Origin of the sequence: Pseudomonas sp. BIC9C (assembly GCF_034541995.1) — a bacterium.
Lineage (GTDB): Bacteria > Pseudomonadota > Gammaproteobacteria > Pseudomonadales > Pseudomonadaceae > Aquipseudomonas > Aquipseudomonas fluorescens_CC.
In genome coordinates, this window is the sequence record NZ_JAWDGM010000008.1 from 126,733 (window position 1) to 139,054 (window position 12,322).

Consider the following 12,322-nt stretch of genomic DNA (forward strand, 5'->3'; position numbering starts at 1 on the left):
GGCTGAGGGTTCAACCGATCGATGCAACAGATTGGCCCAATCCCTCAGCGGGTGCTTCGTAGTCCAGTGTTTTCCGAGGGCGGCGATTTATGCCACGCATAGCCCTTCGCGCTGAGTTGAAAGGCGTAATCGAACAAACGCTTCATGTACTCGCCATCGAATTTCTGATTGTGCGGAAAGTAAAAGTCGGAGCCAATGTACGCAAGATTGAAATCCGCTCCATCTTGCTGCGCCATACGGTAGATTCGCTCCAGGTCGCTGATCCCCTGAGTTTGAATCAATGCACTGATGGCTCGACCGCCGATGCTCAATGTACGGCGTTTCGTCCCGGACCACTGCGGCTCCAGTGACCCATTACGAATGACATAGAAATGACGTTCGAGTCGCAAAGGTGCTCCGGTGGCTCTGTTCAGCGCCATCTTGGTGCCAGGTGGGTAAAGGAACACCTGAGTGATTACCCCGCCGTCCACGTGCATTTCCTGAAACTGTTTGCCGTCAACGTCCACATCGATCATCACGGGCGAGACTGCGCCGGGAATACTCATCGACGCGATCATGATGTTGCGGAAGAGGTCGAGCGCTCCCGGTGCTTCGCTAGAGGCAATAGTGCCCATGTTCCAAGTGACTGGCCGCCCTGAATCAAGGTCGGTTGTGCCGATCAGCAGGATTCGTCCTTTGGCGTATTCCGACGCAATCGCCGCAAGAATCTCCGCAGTGACGTACTTAGCAATGAGCCGCGACAGTGGCTTGTTGTCCGCAATACCGTCGCTAGCAAGTCGGGTCAGCACGTTTCGCGAATGAAAAACGTCTTTTGGACCGATGGCGTTGGCGATATACCGAATGACGTCGTCGTACTCGGATCCCAGGTAAGCGAACGGGGCGAGCAGGGCGCCCGCGCTAATGCCCGTGACGACCTTGAACATGGGTCGAGTCCCATGCGTGGTCCACCCCGTAATGAGTCCCGCTGCGAATGTGCCTGCGTCACCGCCTCCCGAAACTGCCAGCATACTTGCCTGCGGCAGGATGTTGTTCGGTTTCCCGGCCCTGGCCAGAGCCTCGCTCTCGCGTTTGTTGCCCTCAATTGCATCCTGAATGAACAGAGTCAGGTCGTGGTCCAACCAATAGCGAGCATTGGGAATGCCTGGGATCACCGCTTTTTCCGTTAACGTTTGCGGCACAGCATCACGGCGTGGCAAGCCCCCTTGCAGGAACATGTTCAGAGTTGAGGCGCCTGGTCTGAGCGGGAATGGTTTCAAAACGCCTCCTCCGGCCCCTGCAGTCGACAGCAAGCGCGCTCATCCTACCCGAGAAAGTCCTTACCCATCGTGCCCGAGATGACTACGCGCCAGTCGACTGCGACACGTCATTCGAACGCCAGGTTGCTCATTTTGCGCTCCTTTACATGATAAAAAAACTCATTGGCCGCGCACTCCAGGCTCTATACGAAAGCCCTTGAAGTTTCCAGGTTAAGGGGCAGAACGTAATATTCAGGACGGGTCACATCTTAAAAGGAACAGTGTTTGCACAAACTTTCGGAGTCTCTCTGACGAGTTTCGCCATCAACTTGCGCACGCTGTAGTGATGAATCAGAGGTGAAGACTGCCCGGATGAAGTCCCGTTGCTCGTCTGTGAACACGATTGACTCATGGAAAACCCTCCGAGGTACGCAGCCTGAGGGATTGCCCGTAGAAATTTTACGCTAAATTTACGGGGCCTTGACGTTGGGTATCTAATACTGCGCGGTGCTAATTTGGAACGCTCTGTTATGTCCCTCGCAGCTATTCGGCTTATCGCCTTCATCTTAGGCATTTTTCTGATCACGCTGGCCATAAGCATGGCTATTCCCATGATCACACTGGTGGCCTATGAGCGTAGCGACGATCTGTCGGCCTTTCTCTGGTCGAGTTTGATTACCTTCATTTTCGGCCTCCTGTTGATCGTGCGGGGGCGCCCGGATATTGGCCAGCTTCGCCCGAGAGATATGTACCTGCTGACTACTGGCAGTTGGGTAGTTGTGTGTACCTTCGCAGCGTTGCCAATGGTGTTCATCAGCCATATCAGCTACACCGACGCGTTCTTTGAAACGATGTCTGGCATCACAACCACTGGCTCGACTGTACTCACCGGTTTGGATACCTCATCTCCCGGCTTGCTGATATGGCGCTCCATGCTGCATTGGTTGGGAGGCATCGGTTTTATCGGCATGGCTGTGGCGATCCTTCCACTGTTGCGAGTAGGCGGCATGCGGCTGTTCCAGACAGAGTCCTCAGACTGGTCGGAGAAAGTGACGCCACGTTCCCATGTGGCAGCCAAGTACATCCTTTTGCTCTATCTGGGACTTACCAGTATCGGAGCTGTCGCGCTCTGGATTGCGGGAATGACGCCATTTGAAGCGGTTAACCATGCAATGTCGTTGATCTCTACCGGGGGATTCTCAACTTCGGACGCCTCACTTGGGCATTGGACGCAACCAGCGATTCACTGGGTGGCAGTGGCCATCATGATTCTGGGCAGCCTGCCGTTCACATTGTACGTCGCGACATTGCGGGGCCATCGGCGTGCGCTGGTTCAGGATCACCAGGTACGCGGATTTATTGGATTCTTGCTCGTCACTTCGCTGGCTGTGGGTACCTGGCTGTGCTTTCACAGCGATTACGGATGGTGGGATGCGTTTCGTATCGTGGCGGTCAATGTGACCTCGGTCGTCACGACCACCGGAATTGCGGTTGGCGATTACACTTTGTGGGGCAGCTTCGCTGTCTTGCTGTTTTTCTATTTGACCTTCGTGGGTGGATGTTCCGGCTCCACTGCCGGCGGTCTCAAAATCTTCCGTTTTCAGGTTGCTGCCGCTCTGCTGGTCAGTAGTTTGAAGCAGTTGATCCATCCTCGAGCCGTGATTCAGAAGAAGTACAACGGTCATCCCATCGACGAGGATATCTTGCGCTCGCTTTTGACCTTCTCGTTTTTCTTCACCATCACCATTGCTGCCATCGCCTTGGGCTTGGCTCTCATTGGGCTTGATTGGACAACAGCGTTGAGCGGTGCCGCTACTGCGGTGTGTAACGTCGGGCCAGGGCTTGGCACGATCATTGGGCCAGCAGGTAATTTCTCCTCATTACCGGATGCCGCCAAATGGCTACTGACCGTTGGAATGCTACTGGGGAGACTGGAAATCCTGACTGTATTGGTGCTCGTAACTCCCGTTTTCTGGAGGTATTGACCCACTTTGCAGGGCTCTGAGTCTAAAAGGTGCATGGGTGGCAGTCGAATGGTTTGCCGCTGGTTTACGTAATCTCGCCAGCGACAATGTTGCGTTTTAGAAACGCGGCGAAGACAAAGTCACGACTGACCGCTCTTGGTTGTGGATTCAACCGGTCGACGCAACAGATTGGCTAAATCGTTCAGCGAGCGTTTCGTAGTTTAGTATTTTCCGAGGGCGGCTCTCCCAGCTACTCGCCACTTGCTGAACCCATTGGGTCAGGCGAGAGACGTCTTGCATCAGCCGCACCGCTTCGTTGAACAGCAATTCACCGGCCGGGGGTGAGCTGTAACCTGTAGCGGCGGCGGTCAAGGAGCAGTGCATCAAAGCGCCCCTCCAGTTGTCGCGCTGCATAGGACACCGTTCACGGCACCTTACCCAAATGCGCCGCCGCCCGCGACAGGCTGCCGGTTGCGCGGATGGCTTCCAATAGCACTGGTTTTCAATCGACAACATGTTCGAAATCATCGAACGAATAGGCCAGAAACCTGGTGCGTCATTCGAATGGTATCGGCAGATGATCACTCTCAATCCGCAACCAATCATGGGCGGACCTACTGATCACTACCGAGGATTGCACCATGGCTGACATTACCCGCGTTGCCGTCGTTTACCACAGTGGCTATGGTCACACCGCCAAACAGGCTGAGGCCGTTGCTAAAGGCGCAGGCAGTGTTGCCGGTACCGAAGCCTTGCTGATCAGTGTTGACGATATCGACCAATACTGGGAAACCCTGGAAGGTGTTGACGCCATCATCTTCGGCTCTCCAACCTACATGGGTAGCGCTTCCGCCCAGTTCAAAGGATTCATGGACGCGACCTCGCGGACTGTCTTCGCCAAGGGTGGCGTATGGGGCAACAAGATTGCCGCAGGTTTTACCAATGCCGCCTCCCGTTCCGGTGACAAGCTGGCAACCTTGCAGCAACTGTCGATCTTCGCCGCGCAGCACGGCATGCACTGGATCAACTTGGGTCTTCCACCGGGTCACAACAGCACCAAAACAACGGAAGACATGCTCAACCGCCACAGCTTCTGGCTCGGGCAGCAGCCCAGTCCGATGCGGACGTCAGTGCTGAATTCGGTCCACCGAAAGCGGACCTGCTGACCGCCGAACACCTCGGTGGCCGTGTGGCAAAGGTAGCCCGTCAGATGGCTGCGGGTCGTCACGCCGTGGAATGACCCCCGGCGAGTGTTTAACTGCCGATGTACGATGGCTCATCACCCGGAGAGCGCGATCGTACATCGGTTTTTTGTCAGTTTTTCTCGACCAGAAATGCCTCGATTTTCGGCACGATAAAGTCCGGTTGTTCTTCCAAAGCGGTCTATCTGCAGAATTTACATTTGCCATTGTCAGGCGGGCTTGGGCCTGGCTTGATTTCAACCAACCGGGCGGCCGCTTTCGACCCAGGCTGTGTGAAAACGCACTGAGTACGTCGATAGCGGAGAGTTGCGTGCGTTGCCTGCGAAACAGCAGACGGAAGAGCGAATTGCCCTAGTCAGTTACATGGGTGTTCGTAAATGCGGTTTGGGCCGCGCCAGCGGCCCAAATCACCGATCACGGCCGATCACGCGGCTGGATTCACGCCCTGATCGCTTCAAGCAATCCTGCGATGCCGAAGATGCTCATCATTCGCTTGAGGTTGTAGGCGAGCACATGAAGGCTCATCTCGGTGCTTACCCTCGGCAGGGTTTTGGTCAGGAAGTGGGTACTCCCCATCCAGTATTTGAGCGTTCCAAAAGGATGTTCAACGGTCTGCCGGCGACGCCTCATCATCGTTGGATCATGATCCAGCCGAGCCTGCATCGCATCGACTACGGCTTCATGTTCCCAGCGCTTTATCCGGCGCTCCTTACCCGTCGTACATTGCTTTTGCATTGAGCAGGATTGGCAGCCAGAGAAGTAGTAACAATGCAATAACATGCCGTCTTCCATCGACGAATGCCGCCTGGTCAGTAACTGCCCCGCAGGGCATCGATACTCGTCCGATGCAGCAACGTAGATGAAGTCCTGCTTACCAAATCGGCCTTCGGCTTTGCTGCCTGATGTCAGGGGTTTCGGTACGAAGGTGGTGATACCCGCCTGCTCGCAGGCAAGGATTTCCAACCCTTTGTAATAGCCTCGGTCGGCGACCACCGTCAGCGACTCAGCGCCGATCTCTTCACGCGCCTGGTTCGCCATATTGCTGAGTTGCGTCCGGTCATTGCCAACGTTGGTCACCTCATGGGCAATGATCAGATGGTGCTTTTCGTCGACGGCTGTTTGTACGTTATAGCCAACCGTTCCGGTACCTCGGCCGCTCGTGGCCATTGAGCGTGCATCTGGATCGGTAAGAGAGATTTGCTGGTCTGGACTGTCGTGAAGCTGCGCCTCGATGTCCTTGAGTTTCTGCATTTGCTTTTTCAGCGTTTCTATCTTTTCTTTCAACCGCTCGGCCTTGGCCTCGGCTACTTCGGGGGTTGCCCGATCCGCCGAATCCATCGCCGCCAGATAACGGTCAATGCTCTGTTCGATCTGCTGCATGCGTGCCTTCACTTTGCCCTGGGTGAAGTTACGGTCGCGATTATTGACGGCTTTGAATTTGCTGCCATCGATGGCAATGATTGATTGGGAGAAGAGGTCGAGGTTGCGGCAAAGCACTACGAATTGCCGACAGACGCTGCGAATGGCTTTGCCGTTGTCTTTGCGAAAGTCGGCAATGGTTTGAAGTCCGGAGCCAAGCGCCCCGTGAGCCACATCAACTCGACATTGCGCTCGGCCTCCCGTTCCAGCCGGCGGCTGGACTGAATCCGATTCAGGTAGCCGTAGATACAGATCTTCAGCAAGATCGCTGGATGGTAGGCAGGACGCCCCGTTGCAGCAGGATCAACACCTTCAAATCCAAGCGCACACAGGTCGAGTTCATCGACGAAAACGTCGACCACTCGCACTGGATTTTCTTCGGCTACGTAATCGTCCAAGCACTCAGGCAGCAACGTGACTTGCGTCCGCGCCTCACCTTCAATGAATCGCTTCATGATCGCCCCCAATACGATCTAGACGATCAGAAGGTTAGACAAACACTGGCGTTTTCACACAGCCTGGACCCACAGCGGCCAGTCCGCCAGGCTATCGTATCGTCGGCTAGTAATGGAGGGGCGATGAGGCTGAGTGAGGGGCAATCCAGGCTAATTCAAGGTGCGAGGAAAGGTTGCAGTGAATGTTGTACCGTTGGTGAGAGTAGAAGTGACAGCCACTTCGCCGTAGTGCGCCTTTACGATCTCCCGAACGATGAACAGACCTAACCCGACACTTCTGAGTTCGGCATTGTCATGACTGCCTCGGATCATCGGCTCGAACAAATCCCCAAGCAACGCCTCAGGTATAGGGGTGCCAGAATTGTGCACGGTAATAATGACCGCTTGATCTTCAATGCGTGTAGAAACGGTGACTTCGCTATCGGCGGCGCCGTAGGCGACTGCATTGGCGACCAGGTTGCCGATGAGCTGATAGAGTCGATCACTGTCTGCAGAAAAATCCCCTTGCCCATACCGCAGATGGGTCAACTCATGCCTGGGAAAAGCCAGGCTCAACTCGTCCAGGCAATCGGCCACCAGTTCGTGTAAATCGACGGGTTTGGGCAGGACCGAGATACCTCGCCCGACCTGAGTCAAGGTGAAATCCAGCAGATCGGCCACCAGGCGCTGCGCACGCTCTGCCGAATGGGTAATGTGGCCAAGTATCTGCACCTGTTTAGCATCCATCTCCCTGCGGCCCAGCAGTTCCGTCGCCATCTTTATGGCCGATAACGGGTTGCGCAGGTCATGACTGACAATCCCGATAAGCTGCTCGGCGAACAGGGCCCGGTCCTCAGCCGCAGCGTACGTGATGCGCAACTTGTCCTGGGTCATGTCCAGTACGCGTTGGTCCTTGAGGTGTTTCGCCAAATGCCTTTCGGCAAGCATTCGGGCATTGAGCAGTTCGCGCTCGTACTTTTGGCTGTCCACGGCTTTGAACAGGGTCATTTCATGAAATATGCCAGCAGAATGCTCACAGCTGATGGCGCTGAGCATCAGTGGAATGGAATGTCCGTTGTAGTGAACGAGATCGAACTTCACGTCAGCCACGACGCCCTGTATCTGCATGAGGGGCGCCCAGTACATCTTGTGGAACGTCCTTCCCTCGAGGCTCATCAAGTCCTGGATGTGACGACCGAGCAGCTCTTCTCGCCGGTAGCCTAGCCAGCGGCAGAACCTGAGGTTGACCTGTACGATCTCGCCATTTTCTGCGGTCAGCAGTAAGCCGCAGTCAGCTTCGTCGAAGAGAACGTCAGAACCGGGCCGAGAGTCGTCATCTGCGGGCATTTGTATTCACTGACCAATGGGGCCGATATCTGAAAAATTATAGGCACGACTCGCGCAAGGACCCTCAAAATTTATCCCTTTCGCAGTGATTGGCCTCGACATTCGGGGGGGATTTTGATTTGACCCTGGTTCCCCAGGTAAATCCGAAGGCCAGACTCCTGGTCTATCCCATTGAAAATACTCATCTCTTTAAACCAGCCAATCGGCTGAGGGGCGATGCTCCAATGGGGCAGGTTGAATTTTTTGCTCAACGCATGCCTTTGTCCTGGTACTTATTTGTTGAACTCGGGCTGAAAGCACTCCTCTAACATAAGCGTGGGAAAATTTCCCGCGCAACGTTACTGACTGGCTTTGAAGGATCGTGCGGATACCGCAGTTGCTCGTTATTGCTGCAGATTGATGTTCGTGCCGGTTGGCTGGCCGCTCCAATGGGCGGCCGGGAACTCACTGGACATTGCGTTCGATAGGGAGATGACGACGCAACTCCAAGCGGAGGTTGCAACATGCAGCTCAAAAAATGTTTATTGGCTCTGGCAATTGGCGGAGTCCTGTCGGCATCGACTGTCCTGGTGCCCGATTACATCGGTAGTTTCTCCAGCGTGTATGCCAAAGATGGCGGCAGCGGAGGTGGTGGCGGTGGTCACGGTGGCGGTGGCTCCGGAGGCGGTGGTCACGGCGGCGGTGGTCACGGCGGCGAAGGCGGTGGCGGCCACGGTGGCGAAGGCGGTGGCGGTCACGGCGGCGAAGGCGGTGGCGGTCACGGTGGCGGCGACCATGGAGAGGGTGGCGATCATGGTGCAGCAGGCCATGGCGGTGACGGTCATGGAGGCCCAGGGCGCGGCGACGCTGACCATGGTGGTATGGCCGGGAACAGAGGCCCAGGCAATGCGCATGACAACGACAACGCAAATGACAACGCAAATGACAATGACAATGACGCCGGCGATGTAGCCCGGGACGCTGCCAAAAACGACGCAGATGCAGCCCGGGATGCGGCAAAAGCTACTGCCAATGCAACCAGAGATGCCGCCAGAGCTAAGGCGGATGCAGCCAGAGACGCCGCCAAGGCAGACGCAGATGCAGCCAGGGACGCCGCCAAAGCTGACACGAAAGCAGCCAGAGAGGCTGCAAAAGTTGAGGCGAAAGAGGCCAGAGAGCCTGCCAAAGTTGAGGCGAAGGAGGCCAGAGAGGCTGCCAAAGTTGAAGCGAAAGATGCCCGAGAGGATGTGGCGGACGCCCCAGACGCTCCGGATGTCGACGCGGCTGAGGTACACAACTAGGCCAGCACGTTCCGTAATGAACACGGCAGGCCTGGCCGTAGAAAACGTCCCGGGAACTTGAGGGGCGTATCGCCAAAGAGTCGCAAGCCCCGAAGCGTCGTGGGGTTTGCGATTTTTTTTCGAAATCTGTCGCACAGTCCGCAACACTGACGAGGGGGGCGGAACTGGGCGGGTAAGCAATCAATCCCGGTCGTTCACAAAAACCGGAGCCTTCCCGTGGTTGTGGCGCGGGGTCGGGAAGTTGGACTCATCTGTCCACCGGTTGAATCCACAGCCGATTGCAGCCCGTCGCGAAAGGTTGCAACCGCCCCATGGCGGACTTGCTGAGCGACCATTACGGTGTCGGTAATCCTAGTCGATGTGCTTCGTTGCTCACATTCATCCTTGTGCCCTTGAGCGCCGGCGGATGGCCGAGCAGGCGGGTGGCAGGTTCCAGGCTGTCATCCGCAGGCACGAGCAGCGCCTGCAAGCTCTCCGGATCGATAACACCCCAGTTTGATAAATCGACACAACCGCTACCGGCGCATACCGCTTGGTAGACGATTCGTGGGGCGCTGCTCGCGTCTGTGTCGCACATGCCTCCAATGAAATCGACGTTGCTGTACCGCAGGAGCGTCGAACGCGGACCTCGTTCTACACGCAGCATGACGTCAGCGCCTTCAGTCGATCGTAATGGCAGGGTCGTGTCGACGCTCATAGTGACTGTGGCTTCACCACACTGGAAAACCTGTTCGGCCAGAACCGATGGAGAAGCCATTGTGAGCAGGAGGGAACAGGCGGCGATCCGTAGCATGCTGGTAGCTCAGAAATATACAAAAAGCGGATGCTAGCAGACCTGTCTGCGAACCATTCGTGCGAAGTCGCGGCTGATTTGGGTATCCCAGTCATCGCCGGACAGCGGCCAGCCGTGATGGAACACGATGGGCTGACCGATGTCCCAGTCCTTGTAGAAAATACGCGTGCTCGCGCGATGTGATTGCTGTCGGGATCAAATCTCCAGCGCTGCTGACCTCGCATGTTGAACGGGCTGCACATCGGCTGTTGCCGAAGGCTGCAGCAACGAGAACAGGTTCTTGGGATCTTGCAGCTCTGGCACGAGCTGGATGTCGCTGCCAATGTTGAGCGTCCTGGCTACATCCAGCACATAGCGCAAGGCGGAGTAGTCTTCGAGGGCGAAGCCGACCGAGTCGAACAGGGTGACTTCCTCGGCGTGCTGGCGACCTTGAGTCTGGCCATTGATGACTTTCCAGAACTCGATAACCGGTGAGTCGGCCGGCATCTGCTGTATTTCGCCTTCAATGCGGCTCTGCGGTTCGTACTCAACCATGACCCGCGCACGCTCCACGATGTCCCGGTGCAGCTCGGTCTTGCCGGGACAGTCGCCGCCCACTGCGTTGAGGTGCATCCCGGGCTCGATCATCTCAGGCGTCAGAATGGTTGCGTAGGCCTTGTCGGCCGTGACTGTGGTCACGATATCGGCACCCCGTACCGCTTCGGCGACGGTTTTGGCAACAGTCACCGCGATGGCGGGGTAGGCCCGCAGGTTGGCTACCAGCTTCGCCGTCGCGGCAGGGTCGATGTCGTAGAGGCTGATTTCAGTAATGCCTAGCAGTGTATGAAATGCCAGGGCCTGGAATTCGCTCTGTGAGCCATTGCCGATGAGTGCCATGCGGCGACTGTCCGGTCGGGCAAGGTAGCGGGCCGCGAGCGCAGAAGTGGCAGCGGTGCGAATGGCGGTCGTCAGGGTCATTTCACTCAGTAACACAGGCTTGCCGGTATCGACGTCTCCCAGTGCACCAAACGCCATGACCGTCAGCATGCCATTGTGCGTGTTCTTCGGATGTCCATTGACGTACTTGAAGGCGTACAGCGCTGCATCAGACACGGGCATCAGCTCGATGACGCCCTCGGGTGAGTGGTTCGCCAGGCGCGCGCATTTTTCGAAATCCGGCCAGCGTACGTAATCCTGACGGATGTACTCGGCCATTTCGGTCAGGCATCGAGGCAAGCCTTTTTCCTGGACGAGAAGGCTCAGATCATTGACGTCGATGTAACGGGTCATTTCGGGTTCCTTTGGGCGCTTTTTTGGGGGGAGGCGGATGTGCCGGCCTGGACTGCCTTTCGCTTTGACGGCTGCGACTCAGGAGGTGGGCCATGTATTTGCGACGGACCCATTGTCGAGGCAATGGCGAGAAGATTTCGGCCAATACTGACCCCGGATACAGCGAGAGAAGTCGAAAAACAGGGCACGTACAGCGGAATCGGCTTGGTGCTTCACGATGCACCATCATGCAGATAAAGAAGGCTGCAAAGAGCATCACATGTCCTGTGCCGCTCCCATTAAGGGGAGAAACCGTGATTTACAGCAGACAACAGAATCGGCTGTGAAAGCCCTTCGTTCAGCACAGTCACGCTGTTTTAACGAGGGCTTACGACACCAGCTCCTTCCTCGCAATTGGCATTCTGGCGGTCCGTTTCAAGCGCTTGTCGATCGCCGCTTGAGATGGAATGCGACTCCGACGACTGGCTGCTTGCGGTCGAAAACAACAACAAAAACGGCTGCGGTGAAGACCGCATCGACTCTCTGCCCCTGTCAAAAAAGTGTGGTCCGACGCAGGCGCCGGATCGCGATAAATCCAAATACTCCGGGACTCAAGAAGATGAACATCAAATGGCTGACTTTGCCGGCACTCGCGTTGCTGTGCTGCACCACGGGCGCCAGCGCCAAGGAATGGAAGGAGCTGCGATTTGGCGTCAACCCAAGCTACCCACCCTTTGAATCCACCACGGCCGATGGCGGGGTCCAGGGCTTCGGCGTGGATCTGGGCAATGCGATATGTGCCGAGCTGAAGCTGACTTGCGTGTGGGTCAGCAATGACTTCGACGGACTGATTCCTGGGCTCAAGGCCGGCAAGTTCGATGCCATCGAATCTTCGATGACCGTGACCGACACGCGCAAAAAACAGATCGACTTTACCGATCGCCTGTACGCCGGACCGACTGCCATCGTCACCCGCAAAGACTCCGGACTGCTGCCCACGGCCGAGTCGTTGCGCGGTAAAACCATCGGTTACATGCAAGGCACGATTCAGGAAACCTACGCCAAGGCCAAACTGGGGCCGGGCGGGGTGAAACTGCGGGCTTATCAGAATCAGGATCAGGTCTATGCCGACCTGGTGTATGGCCGTCTCGATGCGTCGATCCAGGACAAGTTGCAAGCGCAGATGAGTTTCCTGACCTCGCCGCAAGGCGCGGACTTCCAGAACAGCGAAGGCATCAGCGACCCGTTGGTGCCTTCGGAAATCGCCATCGGGGTGCGCAAAGACAACGAAGAGCTCAAAGGCATGCTCAATGCCGCCATCAAGGCCCTGCACGACAAGGGCATCTACGCGCAGATCCAGCAGAAACACTTCGGTGATCTGGACCTCTACAACAACTGAT

The 12,322-nt window shown here is 56.4% G+C and carries 8 protein-coding genes and 3 pseudogenes; 3 read left to right on the forward strand and 8 right to left on the reverse strand.

The window, feature by feature from the left end; all coding sequences use genetic code 11:
* Nucleotides 1–44 precede the first annotated feature (44 nt).
* The gene (locus RS887_RS28250; RefSeq protein ID WP_322617970.1) at nt 45–1,256 is read right to left on the reverse strand and encodes a patatin-like phospholipase family protein; all 1,212 of its coding nucleotides are present in this window, start codon (nt 1,254–1,256) and stop codon (nt 45–47) included.
* Between the two features lie 509 nt (nt 1,257–1,765).
* Between RS887_RS28250 and RS887_RS28255 the strand changes: the two genes are divergently transcribed.
* A complete protein-coding gene (locus tag RS887_RS28255) occupies nt 1,766–3,220 on the forward strand; it encodes a TrkH family potassium uptake protein (RefSeq protein WP_322617971.1) in 1,455 nt (484 codons plus the stop codon).
* 186 nt (nt 3,221–3,406) lie between these two features.
* Here RS887_RS28255 and RS887_RS28260 read toward each other — a convergent pair.
* A pseudogene (locus tag RS887_RS28260) lies at nt 3,407–3,715 on the reverse strand (LysR family transcriptional regulator); the annotation flags it as partial.
* A 125-nt stretch (nt 3,716–3,840) separates the two neighbouring features.
* On the opposite strand from RS887_RS28260, the gene RS887_RS28265 reads away from it, so the two are divergent.
* Nucleotides 3,841–4,365, forward strand: coding sequence for a flavodoxin family protein (locus RS887_RS28265; protein ID WP_322617972.1), 525 nt, complete (start codon nt 3,841–3,843; stop codon nt 4,363–4,365).
* A 474-nt stretch (nt 4,366–4,839) separates the two neighbouring features.
* On the opposite strand, the pseudogene RS887_RS28270 reads toward RS887_RS28265, so the two are convergent.
* The 6 genes and pseudogenes from RS887_RS28270 to RS887_RS28295 all read right to left on the reverse strand — a co-directional run bounded on the left by RS887_RS28270 (nt 4,840) and on the right by RS887_RS28295 (nt 10,943).
* Nucleotides 4,840–6,275: pseudogene (locus tag RS887_RS28270) on the reverse strand (IS1182 family transposase).
* A 150-nt stretch (nt 6,276–6,425) separates the two neighbouring features.
* Nucleotides 6,426–7,601 (reverse strand): PAS domain-containing sensor histidine kinase, encoded by a 1,176-nt coding sequence (locus RS887_RS28275; RefSeq protein WP_322617973.1) that lies wholly within the window; start codon nt 7,599–7,601, stop codon nt 6,426–6,428.
* A 521-nt stretch (nt 7,602–8,122) separates the two neighbouring features.
* Nucleotides 8,123–8,494, reverse strand: coding sequence for a hypothetical protein (locus RS887_RS28280; protein ID WP_322617974.1), 372 nt, complete (start codon nt 8,492–8,494; stop codon nt 8,123–8,125).
* A gap of 721 nt (nt 8,495–9,215) precedes the next feature.
* Nucleotides 9,216–9,674 carry a hypothetical protein gene (locus RS887_RS28285; RefSeq protein ID WP_322617975.1) on the reverse strand — a complete coding sequence of 153 codons (459 nt, stop codon included), beginning with the start codon at nt 9,672–9,674 and terminating at the stop codon, nt 9,216–9,218.
* Between the two features lie 75 nt (nt 9,675–9,749).
* Nucleotides 9,750–9,836 (reverse strand): annotated as a pseudogene (locus RS887_RS28290) (alpha/beta fold hydrolase); the annotation flags it as partial.
* Between the two features lie 33 nt (nt 9,837–9,869).
* Nucleotides 9,870–10,943, reverse strand: coding sequence for an ornithine cyclodeaminase (locus tag RS887_RS28295; RefSeq protein ID WP_322617976.1), 1,074 nt, complete (start codon nt 10,941–10,943; stop codon nt 9,870–9,872).
* 598 nt (nt 10,944–11,541) lie between these two features.
* Between RS887_RS28295 and RS887_RS28300 the strand changes: the two genes are divergently transcribed.
* A complete protein-coding gene (locus RS887_RS28300; RefSeq protein ID WP_322617977.1) occupies nt 11,542–12,321 on the forward strand; it encodes a transporter substrate-binding domain-containing protein in 780 nt (259 codons plus the stop codon).
* Nucleotide 12,322: the final 1 nt, after the last annotated feature.

What these genes read in the sequence shown, in the direction of transcription:
- RS887_RS28255 (WP_322617971.1), top strand. Translation starts at nt 1,766, where the DNA reads ATGTCCCTCGCAGCTATTCGGCTTATCGCCTTCATCTTAGGCATTTTT.
- RS887_RS28265 (WP_322617972.1), top strand. Translation starts at nt 3,841, where the DNA reads ATGGCTGACATTACCCGCGTTGCCGTCGTTTACCACAGTGGCTATGGT.
- RS887_RS28275 (WP_322617973.1), bottom strand. Translation starts at nt 7,601, where the DNA reads ATGCCCGCAGATGACGACTCTCGGCCCGGTTCTGACGTTCTCTTCGAC.
- RS887_RS28280 (WP_322617974.1), bottom strand. Translation starts at nt 8,494, where the DNA reads ATGCGCATTGCCTGGGCCTCTGTTCCCGGCCATACCACCATGGTCAGC.
- RS887_RS28285 (WP_322617975.1), bottom strand. Translation starts at nt 9,674, where the DNA reads ATGCTACGGATCGCCGCCTGTTCCCTCCTGCTCACAATGGCTTCTCCA.
- RS887_RS28295 (WP_322617976.1), bottom strand. Translation starts at nt 10,943, where the DNA reads ATGACCCGTTACATCGACGTCAATGATCTGAGCCTTCTCGTCCAGGAA.
- RS887_RS28300 (WP_322617977.1), top strand. Translation starts at nt 11,542, where the DNA reads ATGAACATCAAATGGCTGACTTTGCCGGCACTCGCGTTGCTGTGCTGC.